Source organism: Nocardia sp. NPDC050378 (genome assembly GCF_040655675.1).
Classification (GTDB): Bacteria; Actinomycetota; Actinomycetes; order Mycobacteriales; family Mycobacteriaceae; genus Nocardia; species Nocardia coubleae.
Map to the genome: position 1 here is coordinate 150,829 of NZ_JBFAKI010000005.1, position 22,636 is coordinate 173,464.

General features: G+C 68.7%; 25 protein-coding genes. 16 read left to right on the top strand and 9 right to left on the bottom strand.

Features of this window, described 5'->3' with window-relative positions; genetic code table 11:
• Positions 1-62: 62 nt before the first annotated feature.
• Both AB0I35_RS13495 and AB0I35_RS13500 read right to left on the bottom strand, forming a co-directional pair.
• Positions 63-1,076: an ABC transporter substrate-binding protein gene (locus AB0I35_RS13495; protein ID WP_357396125.1), complete on the bottom strand. Its 1,014-nt coding sequence runs from the start codon at positions 1,074-1,076 to the stop codon at positions 63-65.
• Positions 1,077-1,093: 17 nt separating this feature from the next.
• The gene (locus tag AB0I35_RS13500) at positions 1,094-2,071 is read right to left on the bottom strand and encodes an aldo/keto reductase (protein ID WP_357396126.1); all 978 of its coding nucleotides are present in this window, start codon (positions 2,069-2,071) and stop codon (positions 1,094-1,096) included.
• Positions 2,072-2,292: 221 nt separating this feature from the next.
• On the opposite strand from AB0I35_RS13500, the gene AB0I35_RS13505 reads away from it, so the two are divergent.
• From AB0I35_RS13505 to AB0I35_RS13520, 4 genes are read left to right on the top strand one after another with little or no spacing between them, the layout of a single operon-like run.
• Positions 2,293-3,234, top strand: a complete 942-nt coding sequence (locus tag AB0I35_RS13505; protein ID WP_357396127.1) for an undecaprenyl-diphosphate phosphatase — start codon at positions 2,293-2,295, stop codon at positions 3,232-3,234.
• A 32-nt stretch (positions 3,235-3,266) separates the two neighbouring features.
• Entirely contained in the window at positions 3,267-3,983 is a 717-nt protein-coding gene (locus tag AB0I35_RS13510) for a histidine phosphatase family protein (RefSeq protein WP_067490061.1), read from the top strand.
• A gap of 52 nt (positions 3,984-4,035) precedes the next feature.
• Positions 4,036-4,623: a DUF3090 domain-containing protein gene (locus tag AB0I35_RS13515; protein WP_067490390.1), complete on the top strand. Its 588-nt coding sequence runs from the start codon at positions 4,036-4,038 to the stop codon at positions 4,621-4,623.
• Positions 4,624-4,626: 3 nt separating this feature from the next.
• Positions 4,627-5,424, top strand: coding sequence for an SCO1664 family protein (locus tag AB0I35_RS13520; RefSeq protein ID WP_357396129.1), 798 nt, complete (start codon positions 4,627-4,629; stop codon positions 5,422-5,424).
• Here AB0I35_RS13520 and AB0I35_RS13525 read toward each other — a convergent pair.
• A complete protein-coding gene (locus AB0I35_RS13525; RefSeq protein ID WP_357396131.1) occupies positions 5,383-6,795 on the bottom strand; it encodes an MFS transporter in 1,413 nt (470 codons plus the stop codon). The two genes, AB0I35_RS13520 and AB0I35_RS13525, sit on opposite strands and share 42 nt — an antisense overlap.
• Positions 6,796-6,862: 67 nt before the next feature.
• On the opposite strand from AB0I35_RS13525, the gene AB0I35_RS13530 reads away from it, so the two are divergent.
• The gene (locus tag AB0I35_RS13530) at positions 6,863-7,423 is read left to right on the top strand and encodes an XRE family transcriptional regulator (protein ID WP_357396132.1); all 561 of its coding nucleotides are present in this window, start codon (positions 6,863-6,865) and stop codon (positions 7,421-7,423) included.
• A gap of 88 nt (positions 7,424-7,511) precedes the next feature.
• A complete protein-coding gene (locus AB0I35_RS13535) occupies positions 7,512-7,769 on the top strand; it encodes a hypothetical protein (protein WP_067490056.1) in 258 nt (85 codons plus the stop codon).
• A 37-nt stretch (positions 7,770-7,806) separates the two neighbouring features.
• On the opposite strand, the gene AB0I35_RS13540 is transcribed toward AB0I35_RS13535, so the two are convergent.
• Positions 7,807-8,646, bottom strand: a complete 840-nt coding sequence (locus AB0I35_RS13540; RefSeq protein WP_357396134.1) for an alpha/beta fold hydrolase — start codon at positions 8,644-8,646, stop codon at positions 7,807-7,809.
• Positions 8,643-9,065: a helix-turn-helix domain-containing protein gene (locus AB0I35_RS13545; protein ID WP_357396136.1), complete on the bottom strand. Its 423-nt coding sequence runs from the start codon at positions 9,063-9,065 to the stop codon at positions 8,643-8,645. Before AB0I35_RS13545 ends, AB0I35_RS13540 begins: the two co-directional genes overlap by 4 nt.
• A gap of 295 nt (positions 9,066-9,360) precedes the next feature.
• On the opposite strand from AB0I35_RS13545, the gene mshC reads away from it, so the two are divergent.
• From mshC to AB0I35_RS13565, 4 genes are all read left to right on the top strand, one after another.
• Positions 9,361-10,599 carry a cysteine--1-D-myo-inosityl 2-amino-2-deoxy-alpha-D-glucopyranoside ligase gene (gene mshC, locus AB0I35_RS13550; RefSeq protein WP_357396138.1) on the top strand — a complete coding sequence of 413 codons (1,239 nt, stop codon included), beginning with the start codon at positions 9,361-9,363 and terminating at the stop codon, positions 10,597-10,599.
• 86 nt (positions 10,600-10,685) lie between these two features.
• Complete coding sequence (locus AB0I35_RS13555; RefSeq protein ID WP_357396140.1) at positions 10,686-11,510, top strand: universal stress protein; 825 nt, start codon at positions 10,686-10,688, stop codon at positions 11,508-11,510.
• Between the two features lie 166 nt (positions 11,511-11,676).
• A complete protein-coding gene (locus tag AB0I35_RS13560) occupies positions 11,677-13,095 on the top strand; it encodes a hypothetical protein (protein WP_357396142.1) in 1,419 nt (472 codons plus the stop codon).
• A gap of 2 nt (positions 13,096-13,097) precedes the next feature.
• Positions 13,098-13,919 (top strand): Abi-alpha family protein, encoded by an 822-nt coding sequence (locus AB0I35_RS13565; RefSeq protein ID WP_357396143.1) that lies wholly within the window; start codon positions 13,098-13,100, stop codon positions 13,917-13,919.
• Here AB0I35_RS13565 and AB0I35_RS13570 read toward each other — a convergent pair whose 3' ends face one another.
• On the bottom strand, positions 13,920-14,573 hold the full coding sequence (locus AB0I35_RS13570) for an enoyl-CoA hydratase/isomerase family protein (protein WP_357396145.1): 654 nt from the start codon (positions 14,571-14,573) through the stop codon (positions 13,920-13,922). It abuts the gene before it with no gap.
• 401 nt (positions 14,574-14,974) lie between these two features.
• On the opposite strand from AB0I35_RS13570, the gene AB0I35_RS13575 reads away from it, so the two are divergent.
• Positions 14,975-15,520 carry a TetR/AcrR family transcriptional regulator gene (locus AB0I35_RS13575; protein ID WP_067490032.1) on the top strand — a complete coding sequence of 182 codons (546 nt, stop codon included), beginning with the start codon at positions 14,975-14,977 and terminating at the stop codon, positions 15,518-15,520.
• Here AB0I35_RS13575 and AB0I35_RS13580 read toward each other — a convergent pair.
• Entirely contained in the window at positions 15,517-17,367 is a 1,851-nt protein-coding gene (locus tag AB0I35_RS13580) for a Na+/H+ antiporter (protein WP_357396147.1), read from the bottom strand. The two genes, AB0I35_RS13575 and AB0I35_RS13580, sit on opposite strands and share 4 nt — an antisense overlap.
• A 185-nt stretch (positions 17,368-17,552) precedes the next feature.
• A complete protein-coding gene (locus AB0I35_RS13585; protein ID WP_357396148.1) occupies positions 17,553-18,308 on the bottom strand; it encodes a histidine phosphatase family protein in 756 nt (251 codons plus the stop codon).
• A 128-nt stretch (positions 18,309-18,436) separates the two neighbouring features.
• On the opposite strand from AB0I35_RS13585, the gene AB0I35_RS13590 reads away from it, so the two are divergent.
• On the top strand, positions 18,437-19,144 hold the full coding sequence (locus tag AB0I35_RS13590) for a DsbA family oxidoreductase (protein WP_357396150.1): 708 nt from the start codon (positions 18,437-18,439) through the stop codon (positions 19,142-19,144).
• On the opposite strand, the gene AB0I35_RS13595 is transcribed toward AB0I35_RS13590, so the two are convergent.
• On the bottom strand, positions 19,141-20,199 hold the full coding sequence (locus AB0I35_RS13595) for a glucose 1-dehydrogenase (protein ID WP_357396151.1): 1,059 nt from the start codon (positions 20,197-20,199) through the stop codon (positions 19,141-19,143). The two genes, AB0I35_RS13590 and AB0I35_RS13595, sit on opposite strands and share 4 nt — an antisense overlap.
• A gap of 200 nt (positions 20,200-20,399) precedes the next feature.
• On the opposite strand from AB0I35_RS13595, the gene AB0I35_RS13600 reads away from it, so the two are divergent.
• Genes AB0I35_RS13600 through AB0I35_RS13615 form a run of 4 tightly spaced genes read left to right on the top strand, consistent with a single transcriptional unit; the run spans position 20,400 to position 22,632 of the window.
• Positions 20,400-21,194: an N-acetylmuramoyl-L-alanine amidase-like domain-containing protein gene (locus AB0I35_RS13600; RefSeq protein ID WP_357396152.1), complete on the top strand. Its 795-nt coding sequence runs from the start codon at positions 20,400-20,402 to the stop codon at positions 21,192-21,194.
• 43 nt (positions 21,195-21,237) lie between these two features.
• Positions 21,238-21,774 (top strand): class I SAM-dependent methyltransferase, encoded by a 537-nt coding sequence (locus AB0I35_RS13605; RefSeq protein ID WP_357396154.1) that lies wholly within the window; start codon positions 21,238-21,240, stop codon positions 21,772-21,774.
• A 9-nt stretch (positions 21,775-21,783) separates the two neighbouring features.
• Positions 21,784-22,173 (top strand): MerR family transcriptional regulator, encoded by a 390-nt coding sequence (locus AB0I35_RS13610; RefSeq protein ID WP_357396155.1) that lies wholly within the window; start codon positions 21,784-21,786, stop codon positions 22,171-22,173.
• A 24-nt stretch (positions 22,174-22,197) separates the two neighbouring features.
• Positions 22,198-22,632, top strand: a complete 435-nt coding sequence (locus tag AB0I35_RS13615) for an AraC family transcriptional regulator (RefSeq protein ID WP_067490020.1) — start codon at positions 22,198-22,200, stop codon at positions 22,630-22,632.
• The last annotated feature ends 4 nt before the right edge of the window (positions 22,633-22,636 follow it).

The window sequence follows — 22,636 nt, forward strand, 5'->3', positions numbered from 1 at the left end:
GCGCCGAGCGACAAGGTGAACCGGGCGCAGGACACGCGACCGGCGGATCGCTGCTCGCGCGGTCATGACGTCTTCCCGTAGATGGCGTCGGACAGTGCCGAGATCACCCGGCCGGTGTTGGGGCCGAAGCTCAGCACCACCGCGTCGGACATGTCGACCACACGCCGGTCACGCCCGGCGGGTGTTTGGGCGATGCCGGGCACCTTCGCCAAACCGTCGACTCCGCCCACCGATTTCAGACCGTCCGTCATCACCAGCAGCACATCGGGCGACGCGGCGATCATCGCCTCACTGGTGATCGCGGTGAACGGTTCGCTCAGCCCGGCCGAGGTCCCCGCGTCGACCCCGCCCACCGCGGTGATCAGCGAATCGGCACCGGAACCCGGGCCGGCCATCATGGTGATCGCGGCGCTGCGCAGGTACAGGAACGCGATCCTGGGTTTCGGGTCGTGAGCGGGCACGCGGGCGGTGGCGGCGGCGATCTCGTCGCTGGTGCGCTGACCGAGCGCGCGCCCCGCGTCGGGAACCCCGAGCGCGGTCGCGACGGCCTCGATCTGCGGGACGACACCGTCCATGCTGCGGTCGGGGTCGAAGTACACGACCGTCACACCGGCGGCGCGCAGCTGGTCGCGCACGGCGGGCGCGGCGCTGGTGGTGTCGGTGAGGAACACCGACGGGCGAAGGGCGAGCACCGCTTCGACGCTGAGGCTGCCGTTGCCGCCCGCTACATTCGGCACGTCGGCGACGGAGGGGAACGAGGCGGAGGTGCTTCGCCCGACGAGGTTGTCGCCCAGACCGAGCGCCCACACGGTCTGCGCGAGTGTGCCGTACCGGTCGACGGCGATGATGCGCGAGGCGTCGGTGACCGTCACCTCGGTGCCGTCGAACGAGCGCGCGGTCGCGGGCATCTTCGGCGTGGGTGCGGGCCCGATCGGGACAGGGTCGAGGTCGGCGAATTGGGCGGTCACCGGACCACGGGTTTGTGCAGTCGATGCAGGATCGCTTGCGGTGCAGGCGACGGCGCCGGTGAGGACCGTCGCCGCCAGCATCGCCGTCAGCACACCACGCAGTTTCATGCAGGTAAGGCTAGCCATCATTCCGAACGGGCGCTCACATCGTCGAGGGCGGCCGCGATCGCGCGCGGCAATTCCAGGGTTTCGGCGGCCAGCACGCCGGTGAGCTGACCGATATCGCGGGCGCCGACGATCATGCTCGCGATACCCGGCCGGTCCCGGATCCAGGCCAGCGCCACCGCCAGCGGCGAAGTACCGAGCCCGTCGGCGGCGGTGACCAGCGCGTCGACCACCCGGGTGGCGCGGTCGTCGTCGAGGCGGCGGCGGATCTCGGCGGCCGTCGACTCGTCGGCACCGCGCGAATCCGCGGGCACACCGTCGCTGTATTTGCCGGTGAGGATGCCACCGGCCAGCGGCGCCGAAGCGATGATCCCCACCCCGTGATGGCGTGCGGCCGGAATCACATCGTTCTCGGGGCCGCGCGCCAGCAGCGAATACGGTGTCTGCGCGGCCGTGACCGGCCCGATCGCGGCCAGGCTCGCGAGCTGCCAGGCGCTGAGGCCACGCACGCCCGCGTACCTGGCCCGTCCGGTGGCGATCACCGTCTCGAGGGTGGCCGCGACCTCCTCGAGAGGTGTGTAGGGATCCCAGGCGGCGATGCTGAAGATGTCGAGATGGTCGGTGCCGAGGTCGGCGAGGGTGCGGTCGAGCTGGCGGAGCAGGGTGCGCCGGGAGGCGTCGACGACCGGGCCGACCGCGGCGGGCGCGGGCACCGTGTCGCCCACTCCCGCGCCCGGCTTGTGGGTCACCACACCCGCGCACCCGCTGAGCACCACGTCCTCGCGGGAGACCACCTCACCGAGCAACCCGGCCAGGATCTGATGCGCGGCGCCGTCACCGTAGCCGGGGGAGAGGTCGATCAGTGTTCCCCCGGCATCGGCGAAAGCCGCCAGCTGCACCGAGGCCTCCTCGGCGTCGGTATGGGTGCCCCAGGTGTGGGTCGCCAACCCGATCCGCGACACCCGCAGTCCGCTTCGTCCCACCGTTCGCTGTTCCATCACCGCGCCCGTGCTTTCGTCACGGCGCCCAGCCTAATGCGCGGCGTGGCCGTCACCGCCGCGCCGACCCGGTGCGAGTCGGGTTCACCGGTGGGCCGACGACACCGATCCGGCCCGACGGGTAGGGTCGCTGCGGGATCGCGGGCCCACACGGCCGGGCGAGCAAGCAAAAGCCCAGGAGGACGCGATCTTTCGGGCACGAGAAGTGGTAGGAGGATGTGGTGGGCGAGTCGATGACCTGGTTCCAGGCATTGGTACTCGGACTGGTGCAGGGGCTCACGGAGTTCCTGCCGATCTCCTCCTCCGGACACCTGCGCATCGTCTCGGGTGTGTTCTTCGGGGACGACGCGGGCGCGTCGTTCACCGCCGTCACCCAGCTCGGCACCGAGGCCGCGGTCCTGGTGTACTTCGCCAAGGACATCTGGCGCATCCTCATCGCCTGGTTCACCACCCTCGGCATGCGATGGCGCGAACGCTCGCAGCGTGAAGTGGCCGTCGGTGACCGGGTGACGACCAAACTGCCGGTGATGGACCGCAGCGCCCGCGAAGCCCACGAACGCGACACCCAGCGCGAACTGGACTACCGCATCGGCTGGTACGTCATCATCGCGACCATCCCGATCGGTGTGCTCGGCTACCTGTTCAAGGACGAGATCCGCACCGGGGCCCGCAACCTGTGGCTGGTGTCGTTCATGCTGGTCGCGTTCGCGCTGGTGATCGCCGCCGGTGAGTACTACGGCAAGAAGGCCCGTCCGATCGAACAGCTCACCACCCGCGACGGCATCATCATGGGCCTGGCCCAGTGCCTCGCCCTGATCCCGGGTGTGTCGCGTTCCGGCGCCACCTCGACCGCAGGTCTGTTCCTCGGTCTGAAACGGGAAGCGGCGGTGCGGTTCTCTTTCCTGCTCGCCATTCCCGCCGTCACCGCGTCGGGCCTGTTCAGCCTGCCCGACGCGTTCGAACCGGCCGGTGAGGGACTCAACGCCAGCGGTCCGCAACTGCTGGTTGCGACCATCCTCGCCTTCGTCGTCGGCTATGCCTCGGTGGCGTGGCTGCTGAAGTTCGTCGGCAAGCATTCCTTCTACTGGTTCGTCGGCTACCGGATCATCCTCGGCCTGACGGTGATGGGCCTGCTCGCCGCGGGTGTCGTCTCCGCCACCTGAGCCCGCGGCCCGCTGATGGTTAGGCTGGTCCCATGACGGTGATCCTGCTCCGGCACGGAGTGTCCACCTCCAACACCGCGCGTACCCTCGCTGGGCGCGCACCCGGTGTGGAGCTCACCGAGCGTGGTACCGAACAGGCCGCCGCGGTCGCCGACCGGCTCGCCACCCTGCCGATCGAACACATCGCCAGCTCACCGCTGCTGCGCTGTCAGCGCACCGTCGCCCCGCTGGCCGACAAACTCGGTCTCGAACCCGAACACGACGAACGGCTCATCGAGGTCGACTACGGCGAATGGACCGGGCGCCCGATCGCCGAACTGCTCACCGAACCGCTGTGGAAAGTGGTGCAGGGGCACGCTTCCGGTGCCGTGTTCCCCGGTGGTGAAGGTCTGGCCCAGGTGCAGCAGCGGGCGGTGGCCGCGATCCGCGACACCGAACGCCGCCTCGCCGACAAGGCCGGTCGCGACGTGCTGTGGGTGGCGTGCGCGCACGGTGATGTCATCAAATCGATCCTGGCCGACGCGCTCGGCCTGCATCTGGACAGTTTTCAGCGGATCGCGGTGGAACCGGCCTCGATCAGTGTGGTCCGGTACAGCCCGCACGGGCCGTCGGTGTGGAAGTTCAACGACACCGGCGCCGACCTGTCGGCCCTGTCCGCGGGTACGCCACCGCCACCGCTGCCCGGCGGAGAAGTACCCGGGACAGCGAGTGCGGATAATGGGAATGTGAGACACCGCGATTCTCCTTGAACCAGGAGGTTGTTCGTGAGTGTCGTTGAGGGTCACGTATCAGGAGGTGCATGTGTCACGCGCAATCCATGTATTCCGCACCCCCGATCGTTTCGTCGCCGGGACCGTGGGCGAGCCGGGCGATCGTTCGTTCTACCTGCAGGCCGTGCAGGAACCGCGCGTGGTCAGCGTGCTGCTGGAAAAGCAGCAGGTGAAAGTGCTCGCCGACCGGATGGGGTTGCTGCTCGACGAGGTGGCGCGCCGATTCGGGGCCGAGGTACCGCCCGAAGGTGAGGACGTCACCGATGTGGCGCCGCTGATGACTCCCATCGACACCGAGTTCCGGGTCGGCACCATGGGTCTGGGCTGGGACGCCGACGCGAACGCCGTGGTGGTGGAACTGCTGGCGATCACCGAGACCGAGGTCGACGAATCGGTGGTGCTCGACGACACCGACGAAGGCCCCGACGCGGTGCGTGTGTTCCTCACCCCCATGCAGGCGCGTGAGTTCGCGTTGCGCTCCACCCGGGTGATCGCGGCCGGGCGCCCACCGTGCCCGCTGTGCGGGGAACCGCTGTCGGCGCGCGGGCACATGTGTGTGCGCACCAACGGGTACAAGCGCGGCGAGATCTTCGGTGCGGCCGAACTCGACGAGGAGTGAGACGTGTCCGGCATCACCGACGGTGAGCTCGAGATCATCGGGCGGGTCGGCGTCGCCAGCAACCTGACGCTGGTGTGCGAGATCGCCGCACCCGAACCCGATGGTGCGCCGCTGCGGGTGGTGTACAAGCCGGTGCGCGGTGAACGACCGCTGTGGGACTTCCCCGACGGCACCCTCGCCGGGCGCGAGGTGGCCTCGTACCTGATCTCCGAACAACTGGGATGGGGTGTCATCCCGGAGACGGTGTTGCGCGACGGCCCGTTCGGACCGGGCATGGTGCAGCGGTGGGTGACCTCGGTCGACAACCGCACCGACGCACGCCAACGCCTGGACCTGGTCGATCTGTGTTCACCGGGCACGGTGCCCGACGGGTTCTGCGAGGTGCTGCGCGCCCTGGACGACACCGGCAACGAGATCTCGCTCGTGCACGCCGACGATCCACGCCTGCAACGCATGGCGGTGCTCGACCTGCTGCTCAACAACGCCGACCGCAAGGGTGGGCACGCGCTGGAAGGTGTCGACGGCCACGTCTACGGCGTCGATCACGGCATCTGCCTGCACAGCGAGCCGAAACTGCGCACGGTGCTGTGGGGGTGGGCGGGTCGGCCCATCGACGAGGCACTGATCGCCGATGTCACCGCGTTCGCCGCGAATCTGACCGGCCCGATAGCGGATTCGCTCGCCGAGCACATCACCGACGCCGAGATCACCGCACTGACCGAACGCACCAAAGCCCTGCTGGAACGCCCGGTCATGCCACTACCGAATTCGGCCCGCCCGATCCCCTGGCCCGCGTTCTGAGGGTGCGAACCCGGCCGCGACCATGACGAGCAGCCCGCAACAGGCGACCAGAACCCAGCCCGGCCGCGCTGCCCGAGCCAGTTCCGTCTGCGCGGCACCGCCGACGAGCCCGCCCGCGACCGCGACACCGAGGGCGGCACCGAATTGGCGTGCGGTGGACGTGATTCCGCCTGCCACACCGGCGCGGTCGGCGGGCAACCCGCTCACGGCGGTGGTGGTGATGGGCGGGTTGGCGAAGCCGAACCCGATTCCGACCAGCAGCAACGCCGTCAGCAGCAGGGGGAACGGGCGGTGCTCGACGACCGCGACGAACAGCAGCGCACCACCGAGCGCGGTGAATCCGCCCGCGAGCTGGAGCGGTCGCCGCGCACCGTGGCGGCTCACGAGCACACCCGAGAGCGGAGCTAACACGATCGCGGGCACCGCGAGCGGCAGCATCACCGCACCGGCCGCCGCCGGTGACATCCCGCGCGCGTCCTGCAGATACAGCGTCGTCAGCAGCATGGTGGCGCCGAGGGCGACGAACATCGCGACGGCGCTGAGGACAGCGGCGGTGAACGGTGCGCGACGGAACAGATCGGGTTCGATCAACGGTTCGGGCCCGCGGCCTTCGAGCCCGACGAACGCGATGATCGCCGCGCACACCACCGCTGATCCGAGGATCGTCGCGGGCGAAGCCCAGCCGAGACGCGGGCCCTCGAGCAGCACACCGACCGACCCGCCGACCACGATCACCAGCAGCACCTGCCCGAGTCCGTCGAGCCGCCGCACCCGCACCGCTCTCGACTCGGGAACCACCAGCGCGGTCAGCACGAGCACCACCGCGATCACCGGCAGATTCACCCAGAACACCCCACGCCACCCCAGACTCTGCACCAGCACACCGCCGAGGACCGGGCCAGCCGCCATCGCCACCCCGAACACCGCCGCCCACACCCCGATCGCGCGTGCCCGCTGCGCCGGGTCGGTGAACACCCCGACGACGATCGACAGCGCCACCGGGCTCAACATCGCCGCACCCGCACCCTGCGCGATCCGCGCGGCGAGCAGCACACCGACCGTCGGAGCCACCGCGCACAGCGCCGACGACGCACCGAACAGCACCAGCCCCACCCGGAACACCCGCCGCCGCCCGACCCGGTCGGCGACGGCCCCCGCCGAGATGAGCAGGCTCGCCATCACCAAGGTGTAGGCGTCGACGATCCAGGCGATGCCACGGACTCCGGTGTGCAGGTCACGGGCGAGGGACGGCAGGGCGGCGTTGACGATGGTCGTGTCCAGCCCCACCAGGAACAGGCCCGTGCTGCACACCGCCAGCACCGCCCATCGTCGTCTCGAGCCGAGGGCTTGGTCTTTCACTGTGTCGATCATGGCGAGAATCGTCGAGGCGTGGCCGGGCGAACAGGTAGCGATTTTGCGAAGACCGCAAAATGGTGGGGTGGACGACGCCCAGATCATCGACGAGATCGGACCGCGCCTGCTGGCATTGCGCCGCGGCCGCGACCTGACCCTGCACGAGTTGTCGGCCGAGACGGGGATCTCGGTGAGCGCCCTGTCACGGCTCGAAACCGGCAAGCGGCGCCCCACCCTCGATCTGCTGCTGCCGTTGGCGCGGGCGCACCGGGTCTCGCTCGACCAGCTGATCGCCGCACCCGCCACCGGGGACCCGCGGGTGCATCTCACGCCGCGACGCAGCCGCAACGGCAGTGTGGTCGTGCCGCTCACCGAGTACCCGGGACGCATGCAGGTCTTCAAACAGGTCCTCGGCCCGAAGACACCGCGGCTGGTCACCCACGCCGGTTACGAGTGGTTGTATGTGCTGGCCGGGGACCTGCGGCTGATCCTCGGCGAACAGGAACTCGTGTTGCGTCCCGGAGAGGTGGCCGAGTTCGACACCGACCAGCCCCACTGGTTCGGGCCCGCCGGCGATCGAAGCGTCGAGATCCTGCACATGTTCGGTCCGCAGGGCGGGAAAGCGCGGGTGCGCACGCCCTTCTGACCGGCACGGATTTTCCTGGGTGCACGACGGTGCCGGTGCTAGTGTGCTCCAAGCACTTTCGCTGTCCCCGCATCATCAGAGGAACACCATGTCGACTCGTTCGATCGTCACCGGATCCGCCGCCGCCCTGCTGCTCGGCGCCGTCGTCGCCGCGCCCGCCCAGGCCTTCCCCGCCGGCTGGTGGGAGAACAAGACCTTCGTGTGCACCGCCACCGACCGCAACACCGGCGCCCCGCTGCCCGATGTCACCGTGCAGGCCCCCGACCAGGTCGGTGCCTCGTTCTACGCGCTGCCGCAGTTCGGGGAGAACGTCGACAACCTGAACGTGCAGTGCTACGAGCAGTGAGCTGAACCCCGGACCGCCGCACGTCGGGGAGCGGCGGTCACCGGGAGCGCAGGAACCGGCTGATCCGTTCCGCCTGACCGAGTACCGCGTGCCCCACACCGGGCAGCACCTGTACCTCGCCGTTGGTGAGCAACCGGGCACGACGTGCGGTGCCCGCCGAATCGAACAGGGCGTCACGCTCGCCGACGATCACCAGCACCGGAATGTCCACCGCCCGCAACCGCACCTCGGAGAACCTCGGCAGATTGCCCGAGCGGGCCGAGAAATGGGTGAAGACCAGTTCCACGTCGTCGAGGATCGCCTCCGCCGCCGGACCGGTGAGCCCCAGACCGGTTCGCGCCATGTCCCGCACACTGTGGCGACCGAGCAACCGTAGACCCACGGCTTTCACCAGCCACCCGTAGCGATGCCTGCCCAAGCCACCGGGGCACAGCAGCGCCAGCGCCCCGACCCGGCCCGGTCTGCGGGTCACGTAGTCCAGTGCGGTCCAGCCACCGAGCGACATCCCGGTCATCGACACCGTGTCCAGCCCCAGCCCGTCGAGGACCTCGTCGAGCCAGTGCGCGCAGGCGTCGGTGCCCAGCACCAGCCTGGTCGGCGCGCTGAAACCGGGCTCGCCGGGCAGGTCGACCGCGTACACCCGGAAGTGGGCCGCCCACTCGGTGATATCGCCGCGCCAGGCGCTCGTATTGGACCCGGAACCGTGCAGCAGTACCAGCGGTGGCGCGTCGACCGGCCCGCAGACCAGCACGAATGTCTCACCCGCGGCGGTCGGGACGAGCCGCTGCTCCCACGGCACCGGCCAGGTGGCCAGATGTTCGCGGTAGCGCTCGGCGATGCGTTCGCGGCCGTGCTCGGAGGTGTAGATGGTGCTCATGGCGCGAGGACTCCGTCCAGATAGTCGAGCAGGCGTGCGGTGTCGGCGAGTCCGCCGAGCAGGATCACTTTCAAACGTCCGCGTGCCGGGTCGTAACTGGTTTCGACCCGCAATGCCCGCCCGCCGGGACCCCGGGTGGCGGCGGTGGCGGTGAGCAGGGTCGCGACACGGTCGACGGTGGCGCGGTCGATGTCGTCGATCTCGACGATGCAGGAGGCCTCCGCGTGCCCGGCGGTCGCGGGTTTCGGTGCGCTGATCGGGAGGCCGGTGAAGGTCTCGAGGTCGTCGTGGGTGATGCGGTACTGCTTGCCGATGCGCGCGGCCGGCAGTTTGCCGTCGCGGACATATCCGCGCACGGTGCGGACATGCAGTCCGAGCAATTCCGCGACCTGTTCCACCGAATAGAAACCTTCTGACATGAAACGAACGTATAGGAACGTTCAGATAGGTGCAAATAGGTAATGATAGGGAGTACGTGTGAAGAGTGCCGACGACGGCAGCTACCGTTCGCGGGCTCGGCGGCCGAGACCGCGACACAACCGCCCACCGCACAGGCACACCCCCTGCGGCCTGGGAATCCTCGTGAGCACAACCCTTGACAGCGCCGGTCGAACACGTTTGTGTGCAGGTTGCGGGCCGCGCCGAATCCGGCCGGGCAACCGGGTCGACCGGGCCGCGAGGCGAGCACTCCGGCCGGGGCTCTACCCTCGAATCATGCAGTCCTGGTCCGATAACGCCCTTCCGACCGTCCCCGGAGCAGGGCCGCCGTTGCGGTTGTACGACACCGCCGACCGCCAGGTCCGCCCGGTCACCCCCGGCGCGACCGCGAAGATGTATGTCTGCGGAATCACCCCCTACGACGCCACCCACCTCGGCCACGCCGCGACCTACCTGACTTTCGACCTGGTCAACCGGTTGTGGCGCGACGCCGGACACGACGTGCACTACGTGCAGAACGTCACCGACGTCGACGACCCGCTGTTCGAACGCGCCGCCCGCGACGGCGTCGACTGGCGCGACCTCGGCAGCTCCGAGATCGACCTGTTCCGGGAGGACATGTCCGCCCTTCGGGTGCTGCCGCCCCGCCAGTACATCGGCGCCATCGAATCGGTCGAAGAGGTCGTCGAGGTGGTGCAGAAACTGCTGGCCTCCGGCGCCGCCTACATCGTCGACGACGCCGAACACCCCGACATCTACTTCCGCACCGACGCCACCGAACAGTTCGGCTACGAGTCGGGCTACGACCGCGCCACCATGGAGAAGTTCTTCGCCGAACGCGGCGGCGACCCCGACCGGCCCGGCAAGCGCGACACCATCGACGCCCTGCTGTGGCGCGCCGAACGCCCTGGCGAACCGTCGTGGCCCGCACCGTTCGGCGCCGGACGCCCCGGCTGGCACATCGAGTGTGCCGCGATCGCGCTCAACCGCATCGGCACCGAATTCGACGTCCAGGGCGGCGGCTCGGACCTGATCTACCCCCACCACGAGTACTCCGCCGCGCACGCCGAAGCCATCACCGGCACCCGCCGCTTCGCCCGCCACTACGTGCACGCCGGGCTGATCGGACTCGACGGCGAGAAGATGTCGAAGTCCAAGGGCAACCTGGTGCTCGTCTCGAAACTGCGCCGCTCCGGAGTCGACCCCGCCGCGATCCGCCTCGGCCTGTTCGCCGGGCACTACCGGCAGGACCGCATGTGGACCGACGCGGTCCTCGACGAGGCCAAGGCGCGGCTCGCCCGCTGGCGGGACGCGGTATCGCTCGGCTCGGGACCATCGGCGACCGACACCCTCGCCCGCCTGCGTCAGCACCTGGCCGACGACCTCGACACCCCCAAAGCCCTTGTCGCGGTGGACAACTGGGCCGAGCAGGCGATCGCCTACGGTGGCACCGACACCGACGCCCCGGCCCTGGTGCGCTCCGCCGTCGACGGACTCCTCGGTATCGCCCTCTGACCGACGCCGACATTTGCGGCAGGATTGCCGGAGCGTGCGGTGTTTATACTGTGGCGAACCGCCGTCGTCGGATCGGAGAGGGTCCCATGGACCGCTACCAGCGCATCGTGGTGGGAACCGACGGGTCGGAGGCCGCGCAACTGGCGGTCACCGTCGCCGGTGAGGTCGCGCTCCGGCTCGGGGTCCCGATCACCGCGCTGACCGTCTGGAAGGAAAAGGCGCGCAAGTCCGCCCTCGATCCCGAATCGGCCGTGCGGATCAGTGCCGCCGCCGTCGCCGCGCTCTTCGAGGCGGGCCTGTCGCAGGTGACGGCCCTGGATATGCCGGGCACACCGAGCGCGGCGCTGCTCGAAGTCGGTGCGCGGGACCCGGGCACGCTGCTGGTGATCGGGGCGCGTGGGCTCGGCCGCTCCAAGGACCGGCTCACCAGTTCCACCGCCAACCACGTCTCCCACCACAGCCCCACCGACGTCCTGTTCACCCACAAGGTGCCCAAACGCTGGACCACCATCGGCCTGGCCACCGACGGCTCACCCAGTTCGATGCTCGCGGTGCGCCGCGGCTACGACCTCGCCCTCGAACTCGGTGCGCGCCCGTTCCTGGTGACCGCGACGAAAACCGACGCCGACGGCGCGGAAACCCTGGCCCAGGTGCACGCGGCCCTGAACCTCGACGATCCCGAACTGCTCGGCCACGACGTGCTCACCGGCGTGCCGCCCGCCGAAGCACTGTGCAACGCCGCCTGGAAGTACGACCTCGTGGTCATCGGCAACCGGGGGATGAGCGGGCCCGCGCGGCTGCTCGGATCGGTCGCCAACAAGGTCACCCACGACATCGACACCAACCTGCTGCTGGTCGCCACCACCCATGGTTCCGACGATCCCCACCCGGAGCCGGACCCACCGCGTTAGCCTGGAATACGTACCTGCCCAGGGTCGAACCAACGCCGGGTCCGGACATGATCGCAGGTTTGCTCCGATATTGCGGGTAAGTGCCGAACTTGCCCGGAACCTCCCGATCTGTCCCCTAAGATGACCGAAACGCGCGATGTTCGGAACACGACGGAGTGGACGCCGGATGAATGCTGAGATCGAGGCGGCGGGCTTCTTCGGCCTGCTGAACTGGGAAGAGATGACCGGACTCAGCAAGTTCTGGGTCGACATGATCAGCATTCCGATCTTCAGCGCCATCGCGGGTCTGATCACCAACTGGACCGGCGTCATCATGTTGTTCGCGCCGGTGCGATTCACCGGTTTCTATGTACCCGGCCTCAAGACGCTGTTCCCGTTGCTGCCGCGCAAAGTTCAGATCCTGCCGACGTTCGCGCCGGGCGGCATCCTCGGATTCCAGGGTTTCATCCCGGCGCGCGCGGAGAAGATGGCCAGCCTGATGGTCGACAACGCCGTCGCCAAGATCGGCACGGCCAAGGACTTCTTCGACCAGATGGACCCGCGCAAGATCTCCGCCCAGGTCGCGCACGTGGCGTTGCCGAACGTGCGCTCGATGGTCGATTCGATCATGACCACCGAACACCCGCAGCTGTGGGCGGACATGCCGCCACGCGCGCGTGAGGCGATCTACGCGCGGGTCGAAGCCGAACTGCCCGCGATCACCGACCGTGCCTTCGACTTCATCGGCGCCAATATCGACCAGCTGCTCGATGTGAAGCTGATGGTCGTCGGATATCTGCGGCGCCGCCCGGAACTGCTCAAGGACGTGATCTACGGGCTCGGTGCCCCCGAACTGCGATTCATGACGCGCAGTGGGGTACTGGGATTCCCCTTCGGGGTGGTCGTTGCGCTGTGGTTGTCGCTGCTGCACTACAGCTCCCCGCACGGTGACACCCCTGCGATGATCGAACTGCCCGGCTGGTTGCACACCCTGGTGCATCTGGTGCCTGCGTGGTTGGTCGTGGTCCTCGGCGGCGCGGTGGTGGGTGTGCTGGTCAACATCATCGCCATCAAGGTGGTATTCGAACCCGCGAACCCGCAGCCGAGATACAAATACCCCTGGGGTGTCGCGAAATTCGCCAAACGCCAGTACCAGGCGGCGGCCGATCTGGGGCATGCGATCGGGTATCAGATCGTCACCCTCGACGTGGTCACCGAACAACTGCTCGACGGGCCGAGCGGTGACAAGACCCGCGCGGTGATCGCGCACTTCCTGCAGCTCGAGATCGACCGCATCCTCGGTCCGCTGCGCTCGGTGACCCGATTGGCCGTCGGCCCACGGCATTTCGATGCCATCCAGGCCACCGCGGGCGCGAGCCTGGCCACCGAGATGAAGCCCTGGCTGGTCGACGACGTCGAGTTCTCCCAGTCGACGGCGGCCAGCGTCGACGAGCTCGCCACCGAGAAACTGCGCGAACTACCGCCCGAGGAATTCGTCGAAATGCTGTACACCGCCATCGAACAGGACGCCTGGCTGCTGTATCTGCACGGCGGCATCCTGGGCGCCCTCGTCGGCGGCGTGCACCTATTGGTCTTCGGAGCGTGAACATGAACGACGACCGCGATTCCGGTATCCCCACCGACCTGGCCGGTCTGGCCCGCATCGCCGGGCTCACGATGCGCCAATTCGTCGGTGCCGTCACCAAGGGGGCCGTGCACACCGCCACCGAACTGGTCGACGACATCCGGGCGGGCGAACCGATGTCGCGCATCATCGACGAACGGGTCGACGTGCTGCGCCGGGCGGCGCTCAGCGCGCTCGGCCTGGCGCCCACCGCCTCCGGCGCCCTGCGCGCGATCGACTCCGCCGTCGACCCCGAAGATCTCAAGACCATCGGCGACGCCATGATCAACGAGGGCTGGGACTCGGCGCAGCAGCCCCGCGACGTGCACCCCTCGTTCGTGCCGATCCTGCACGACCTGACCCCCGACGAGGCAAGGATCCTGCGGTTCCTCGCCGTCGCCGGACCACAGCCGGCGATCGACATCCGCACCAAGACGCCCTTCGGGATCGGGTCCCAACGCCTCGCCGACGGGATCAACATGATCGCCTATATGGCCGGGTGCGCCATGCCCGAACGCGACCAGCACTACCTGGGCAACCTCAACCGGCTCGGCCTGGTCCGGTTCTCGACCGAACCGGTCGCCGACTTCCGCCGCTACGCCTTCCTCGAAGCCCAGCCCGCCGCCCAGGCCGCCTACAAATCGGTGAAGATGCGGGCGATCAGTCAGTACCGCAGCATCTACCTTTCGGTGTTCGGGAAACAGTTCTGCGACGCCTGTTTCGTCCTCGACGGGTACACCGGCGGCGGGTGGGCCACCGACGATCGTGGTGATGTGTACCTGGGCAAGGGGCCACGGCTGCCGTGATCAGTTCTTTCCGCGCAAAGCGGTGAGCACGCCCTCGAACATCACCGACTTGATGGCCGTCATCGTCGGCTGATCCTTGCCGCCCAACGGTGTCACCCAGGCCAGCGCGGTGTCGAGGACCGCACCCTCGGCAGTGGCGTCGACCAGGTCGAGGGCGGCTGCCTCGGTGGCGTCGAAGCGGCGGGCGGTGGTCATGGCCGCGATCGCCGTCTTCGGGGGCACCTTGGCCTGGATCAGGGCGGCCATGCCGTTGGTGAACGGGATCCGCAGCTCGGCCTCGGGAAAGCAGAAGAGTCCGCGATCGGCGCGCATCACCCGGTAGTCGTGGGCCAGCGCCAGCATCGCGCCTGCCCCGAACGTGTGTCCCTCGATCGCGGCGGCGGTGGGCATCGGCAGAGTGAGCACGCGGGCGAGCAGGGTGTGCACGGCGGCCACGTAGTCGGCGGCCTGGTCGCCGTTGGCGGCCAACCACTCCAGGTCCAGGCCGTGGGAGTAGACCGGGCCGGTCGCGGTTGTCACCAGGGCCTGCGCCCCGGCGGCGACGACCGTGTCGAGGTGAGTGTTCATCTCGGTGAGGAACTCGGGGGAGAAGCGGTTCTCGCCGTCACCTAGGTCGAGGACGGCGACGGTGCCGTGGTGGCGCAGGGTGGGCATACGATTCCTTTCGGTGCGTAAGCGGGTGTGCGCCAGCAGTTCCCGGCGCGCGGCGAGGCGGTGGTGCGGTGCGCCGAGCGGCAACCCGTAGGCGATGTACCGGTTCCGGCGCGGGACCCGTTCAGGCAGCGGGGGTTTCGGTGGCGTCGAGCACGGCTCAGGGGACCGTGGAACAGGGGTCCGTACTGAACAATACTTTACAGAGCTTTTGCTCCGTTATTCCATCCGGGACCTCCTTTCGTGGCATGGAGCACCGATTATGTTCCAGCACTTGGCTTTTCGTACGAAGGATTCGCGCTCGGGCCACAGAATAGATTTCGTTACGGTGCTCTGGGCCCTCGATACGATGGGGTACTGTTCGCATTCTTCGGCCCTGCCCGCACGAACAGAACGGCATCGCGATGTCCCGAGTGGTTACCAAGGAGCAGTACTTCGACACCGCTGTGGCGGTGCTCGCCGAGTTCGGCTTCAAAGGTCTCAACATCGGCGTGCTCTGCCGTCGTCTCGGCGTCACCAGCGGCTCGTTCTACCACCACTTCGGCTCCTGGCAGGGCTTCGTCGACGCCCTGCTCGAACACTGGGAGAACCGGCAGATGGTCGAGCTACGCGCCCTCGACGTCGGCCACGGCGACCCCGACGCCGACGTACGGGCCATGTCCGAACTCACCGGCGGCCTCGAACACGGCGCCGAAGCGGCCCTGCGCGCCTGGGCCGCCAACGACGAATCCGTCCACGTCACCGTCAAACGGATCGACGAATCACGCAGGCGCACCGTGCACCGGGTGATCGACAGCGTCATCGGCGACGACGACACCGCGGCCGTGGTCACCGAGGTCGGCATGGCCATGCTCATCGGCTACCAGCAGCTCGCCGCCACCGGCGAACCGACCGAACTCGACCGCCTCCTGTCGCAGTACGCGCGCCTGATCTACTCCCACCGCCGCTAACCGAGCAGCTCGTCGAGATAGCACCAGCGCCACTGCTCGCCCGGTTCGACGCTACGCATCACCGGGTGCGCGGTGGCATGGAAGTGTTCGGTCGCGTGATTGCCCACCGAGGACTCACAACAGCCGATGTGCCCGCACTCCAGGCACATCCGCAGATGCACCCACCGCATCCCGGCGTCTCGGCACGCACGGCACACCGGTTCGCCCAGCGGGGGCGCGGTGTCGGGTGCCTGTTCCAGATGCGCGCAGCCGGCGGTGGCGTTGCCGAGTGGTTCGGTGGAGGTGTCGTCGTCGTCCTCGTCGAAGCGGTCGATCATCGACTCCTCGAGATCGAGGCGGGCCAGCACATGCTGGAGCACTTCGTAATCCACCGCGCCCACGTCACGCACGGCGAGCACGGCGTCGCGCTCGGCGGCCAGCATCGCCACCCGTAGCCGCCGGTACTCCGCGGTCGGTGTCACCCATTCGGCCTCCGGACGACCGAGCCGCTCCCACGCGGCATTGCTGCGCCAGGTGAGCCGTTGACGCAGCGACTCGATCACCGGCTCCGGTGTGTGCGGGCCGATGCGGCGGTCCAGCTCGGCGAGTCCGGCCACCGAAGCCTGATGCAGCAGATCGGCTTTGGTGAGCGCGTCCTCGGCGCGGCTGGGGCCACGCAATCGCAGCAGCCGCACCAGCCACGGCAACGAGGTGCCCTGCACCAGCAGGGTGCCACCCACCACCACCAGCGCCAGCAATTCGAGCACCGGCAGTTGCGGTGTCGAATCCGGCAGCAACAGCACAGCGGCCAACGTCACCACGCCGCGCATCCCCGCCCACGACACCACCGCCGCATGACTCAACGGTTCGGTTGCGCGCCCGAACAGCCGGGCGAGCAGCACCGGGGTGAACACCCACACCGGACGCGCCAGCATCACCGCCGCAAGCACCGCCCCCGCCGCGACGACCAACGTGGTGTGGTCGAGACCGGAATGCCAGGCGCCCTCCACGATCCAGCGCACCTGCAACCCGATGACGAGGAACACCGCGCTCTCCAGGATGAATTGCACAGTGCGCCAGTTGGTCGTCTCGGCGACCCGCGAGGCCGCACCCTGCCAGCGGTGCGCGCCGTGGCCGAGGATCATCCCGCACGTCACCACCGCGATCACCCCGGAGGCGTGCACGTGTTCGGCGGGCAGGTAGGCCAGGAACGGGGCGAGCAGCGACACCGTCGTGTCCAGCACCGGGTCCTGAATCCGCCTGCGCAACACCACCATCACCGAGGCGACCAGCGCACCGATCACCGCGCCACCGACCGAGGCGAGCAGGAAGTCGCCACCGATCTGCCACACCGTCACCGCACCGGCCATCGCCGCGATCGCCCCACGCAACGACACCAGCGCCGTCGCGTCGTTGAACAGCGACTCGTCCTCGAGCACCGTCACGATGCTGCGTGGCATCCCGGTACGGCGCGCGATCGCGGTGGCCGCCACGGCATCCGGGGGCGCCACCACCGCCCCGAGCGCGACCGCCGCCGCGAACGGCACCGGCAGCAACCACCACACCACCAGCGCGACAGCGAACGTGGAGAACAACACCAACCCCACCGACAGCGACGCGATGGTGCGCAGATTCTTCCGGAAATCGACCAGCGAGGTCTTCAACGCCGCCGTGTACAACAGCGGCGGCAACAGACCGAGCAGCACCATTTCCGGTTCCAGATGCACCTGCGGAACCATCGGGACATACGAGGCGAGCACACCCGCCACCGTCAGCACGAGCGGTTCGGACACCCCGAAACGCCGCGCGGTCGCGGCAAGAGCCGCCGCGGACCCGATGAGCACCACCAAACCGATCGCGATATCCACCCCGGCATTGTTCCACCCCCACTACTGCGAGGTGCCCGCCCAACCACGCCGCGCCACCACCGACCACAGGTACACCCCGCGAGTCGACCCCGACCCCCAACGCCACACACCCCGCCCCCGGCGGCACGAAATACTTGACCCCCGACACCTGATACGACCGCCTCCCACGCCGACACGCACGGAACTCAGCCGTCCCGCTCACCCGCGGTCAGGTGGTCGGCGGAACCCCACACCCGCAACGCCAACCGGTCGCCCTCGCGCCGCCACTGCGACACCGAGGCGTTGGGCACGGGTTCCAGCGAATCCGGGACGGGCGCTCCGAGGCCGTCGAGGACGTAGCGCAACGACACGACCACCGCGTCGTGGGTGACCAGCAGGACGTGTTCCCCGGCGGCGACGGCGTCGAGCTCGTCGAGGAAGCCGCGCACCCGCACCGCCACGTCGGCCAGCGACTCGCCGCCGGGTGGGCGATACACCCAGTTGCCGACCTGCTCGCGGCGCGACGCCTCCTCGGGGGCGCGTCGCCGGATCGCCCGGTAGGGGTGCAGTTCGAACACACCCATCTCCCGGTCGCGCAGCCGTTCGTCGACGAGGGTGCGGATCGGAGGGAAGCGGCGTTCGCGCACGGCGGCGTCGGCCATCAACGCCCATGTCAGCCGCGTCCGCAGGTAGGGGGAACACACCACGAGACCGGGGCGCTGCGAACTCGACAACCCGGCCAGCCACCCACCCAGCCGCTGACACTGGGTGCGGCCGTATTCGGTGAGGTCCATCCCGGCGTCGGTGCCGCGCATCGGCCGGGTCTGCGTAGCGGGATCGGCGTACCAGACATTGGCTTCGCTCTGGGCATGGCGGACCGCCCACAGTCCGCCGAGCGCTCGTGGCCGTGGCAGACCGTCGGGCACCTGCACCCACCCCCTGTCGCCGCGCTCGACCGCCATCATGTTCCTCCCCGTTCCGCCGGAATAGCGGCAGTGTCGCTCGCGTTGCACCGAACGAACTTGTACGCCTGTCCAGAATGTTTCGCCGGGCCGGCGCACCCATCAGTGATGTGGCGCAGGAGGCCCGCTTGACCACAAGAGTAGAGATCTGGACCGACATCAACTGCCCGTTCTGCTACCTGGGCAAAGCCCGATTCGAACAGGCCCTGCACAGCTTCGAGCACCGCGACGACGTCGAAGTCGTGCACCGTTCCTTCGAACTCGACCCCACCCTGCCCGCCGACGAGAGCGGTCCGGTGATCCCACGCATCGCCGCCAAATACGGCATCACCGTCGACCAAGCCGCCGCCAACGAACGCGCCATCGCCGCCCAGGCCGCCGAGCTCGGCCTGCCCTACCAGAGCAGCGGCCGCGACTACGGCAGCAGCTTCGACATGCACCGGCTCCTGCACTTCGCCCTCGAACAGGGCCGCCAGGAGGCACTGCTCGACGCCCTGTACGCCGGCAACTTCGCCGAAGCCGAACCGGTCTTCGCCGACACCGAACGCCTCGTCGACCTCGCCGTGCGCGCCGGCCTCGACGAAACCGAGGTTCGTGCCGTCCTCGCCGACTCCACCGCCTACGCCGACGCCGTCCGCCAGGACGAACGCACCGCCGCCCAGCTCGGCGTCACCGGCGTTCCGTTCTTCGTGTTCGACAACAAGTACGCCGTGTCGGGCGCCCAGCCCACCGAGGTGTTCACCCAGGCACTCACCACCGCCCACAACGACCGTCCGGCACCGCTGGTCACCGTTGCCGAGGGCGAGTCCTGCGGGCCGGACGGCTGCGCGGTCTAACTCGCGCCGAGGTCGATGACGACCTTGATATCGGAATGATCGCCCGGATCGAACGCCTCGAGGGCCCGCTCCAACGGCAACCGCCGGGTGATCAACCGGCCCAGCCACGCCGGGTCGGCCTTGGCCAGCGCCTGGGCCGCCAGCTCGTAGTGGTGCCGGTTGGCGTTGACCGACCCGAACACCACCGCGTTGTCGAGCACCATATTGCGGTTGACCGCGCCGACGTCGACCTCGGTGTCCTTGCCGGGGGAGGAGACACCGGTCAAGCAGATGATCACGCCCGGATTGTTCAGCTGGAGCAACTGCTGGGCGATCGCGGTGGCCGCCGTCGCCTCGATCACGATGTCGGCGTCGATCTTCTCACCGACATCGAGCGCCGAACCGGTGTGGAACGTGGCGCCGAGGTCTTCGACCAGCTTCGGTTTGGGGCCTTCGGTGGAGCGGTCGAGCACGTGCACGTCCAGGCCGCGCTGCACACCGAGCATCGCCGCGAGCAGACCGATCGGGCCCGCACCGGTGACCAGCACCGACTTAGGGTCGAACCAGGCCCTGGTGTTGATCTTCTCGATCTGGTCCCACGCCTTGGCCAGCACCGTCGTCGGTTCCATCAGCACGCCCACCTCGGTGAGCGCGGGGTCCAGCTTCACCGTGTAGTCGGCGTCGACCACCCACGACGTCGACCCGTACCCGTCGATCTGCTTGATCCCACGCTCGACGTACTCACCGTTGCGGCACATGTCGAACTCACCGTGCGCACACGCACCGCACGGCACCGGATCCGGCCTGCGCACGATCCCGACGACGAGGTCACCGGGGGCGAAACCGCTGCCGTCGGGCGCGGTGCGCACCCGGCCCAGCGATTCGTGCCCGAGGACGAGGCGTTCGCGTCCCGGCGGCGCCCACCCGTAGATGCCCGAGGCGATCTCGCGGTCGGTGCCGCAGATGCCGAGCGAAATCCCGTCCACGAGAAGCTCGTTGGGGCCGGGCACCGGATCCGGGACATCGTCTATCCGCAACGATCCGGGCCGGTTCGGCACTACGGTCAAAGCGCGCATGTCGTTTCCCTTCCGACGAACTGCCCTGGCTATCCATTCGCGAACTCGGTGAAACACGCACTACCTGGGATAACGGTACGGGACACGTGAGCCCAGGCGAAGAACTGTTCAGGTCGCGAATTGTTTGCAATCCGGGTCGTCGCCCCCGTCGGCTACCGTGGGAACCCGTACCTCGACCGACCAGGCCCCGCGGAGGCGTCTTGCGCACCATTGTCCAGGTTCTGTGCCTGCTCGTCGCGCTCGTCTGCCTCGCCCCACCGGCCCAGGCCACACCGCCGGTCGTTCTCGACGACGCCACCGCCCGCAAGGTCGACGAACTGCTCGACGCCCGCACCCGCGCGGGCACCACCGACCGTGCCGTGCAGATCGAACGGATCTCCGCGCGCCTGCTCGGCACCCCCTACGGGGCGAACATGCTGATCGGGTCCGCGAACACACCCGAACAACTCGTCGTCGACCTGCGCCGCGTCGACTGCTTCACCTTCCTCGACTACGTCGACGCCGCATCACGCTCGAGCACCGCCGAGCAGTTCTTCGACAACCTGATCGCCGCCCGCTACGTCGACAGCCGGGTGGAATTCACCCAGCGCAAACACTTCTTCACCGACTGGGCGAGCACACCGAGGACCTCGGCCACCGACATCACCGCCGACCTGAGCCCGGCCGCGATCACCACGACCAAACACCTGAACGCCAAAGCCGACGGCACCACTTTCCTGCCCGGCGTCCCCGTCGTCGACCGGGCCGTCACCCACATCCCGTCCGGCGCCGTCGACGGGGGAGTGGTCGCCGGACTGCGCACCGGCGACTTCATCGGCGCCTACACCCCGGCCGCGGGTTTGGATGTCACCCATGTCGGCATCCTCGTCCACACCACCGACGGCCCGGTGTTCCGCAACGCCTCCTCGCTGGCCGAACACAACAAGGTCGTCGACACACCGCTGCTCGAGTACGTGCGCACCGTCCCGGGAATCCTGGTCCTGCGCCCCCGCTAGGCACCCTTGACTTCAGGTCGACCTGAACACCGACAGTGGTGCCATGACCACCTTCGGACACCGCCAGAGCCTGGACTACGACCGCCGCGCCACCCGCCTGCTCACCGGCCTCTACCGCCGCATCAGCACCGACATCGACACCCTGGCCACCGCCGGTGCCACCGTTCTCGACCTCGGCACGGGCCCCGGAAAACTCCTGGCGCACATCGCGACCCGACGCCCTGATCTGACCCTGCACGGCCTCGACCTGTCCCCCCACATGATCGACATCGCCCGCCGTAACCTCGCCGGCCACCGGGCGGATCTCACCGTCGGCGACGTCACCGACCTGCCCTACCCCGATGCGAGCGTCGACCTGATCGTGTCCAGCCTCAGCATGCACGAATGGCCCGACCTGCCCACCGCGGTCCGCGAGGTCCGCCGTGTCCTGCGCCCCGGCGCCACCGCCGCCCTCTACGACTTCCGCTTCGCCCGTGCTCGCGAGATCCGCCGCGCCGCAGGCGACATCGAAGGTGAGAACATCCGCCTGCCATGGCATCCCGTCGCAATCATCACCCGCTACCACCTGCACACCGCCTAGAGTTCGACCATGGCGACCATCGGTGAGGTCGCGACCCGCTTCGGACTCGCGACCCACGTACTGCGGCACTGGGAAGACCAAGGCCTGCTCACCCCCGAACGCGACTCGGCAGGCAGACGGATCTACCGCGACACCGACATCGACACGGTCGCCATGGTCGTCCTCGGCAAGAAGGCCGGACTGTCCCTCGAGGACCTCGCCACCCTGTTCACCCACAACCCCGACCGCGCCACCCGCCGCCGCGTCCTGGAAACACAACGCGCACGGCTCACCGAACAACTCGCCCGCACCCGCAGCGCCCTCGACGCGGTCACCCACGTCCTCGACTGCGACGCCGAGGACTTCCGCACCTGCTCACACTTCCGAGCACACCTGGCAACCGTGCTGGACACGCCATAGCCCGCACGTGCGACGATCGTTTCCATGACCGGTCCACGCCCCCAGCAACTGAGCGACCTCGCCCGGCTGCGCCGCGTGCGCGACCGCATCGACCGCGAATACGCCCAACCCCTCGACGTGGAAGCACTGGCCCGAGGCGTGCACATGTCCGCCGGACATCTGAGCCGCCAATTCCGCCTCGCCTACGGCGAATCGCCCTACTCGTACCTGATGACCCGGCGCATCGAACGGGCCATGGCGTTGCTGAGACTGGGTCAGATGAGTGTCACCGAGGTGTGCTTCGCCGTCGGCTCCTCCTCGCTCGGCACCTTCAGCACACGGTTCACCGAACTCGTCGGCGTCCCACCGAGCGTGTACCGCCAGCAGTACGCACCGACCGAGGGCATCCCGTCGTGCGTGGCCAAGGCGGTGACGAGACCGATCAGGAATCGAGAAGCAACCGGTTCCGGCGACCGTTAGCGTC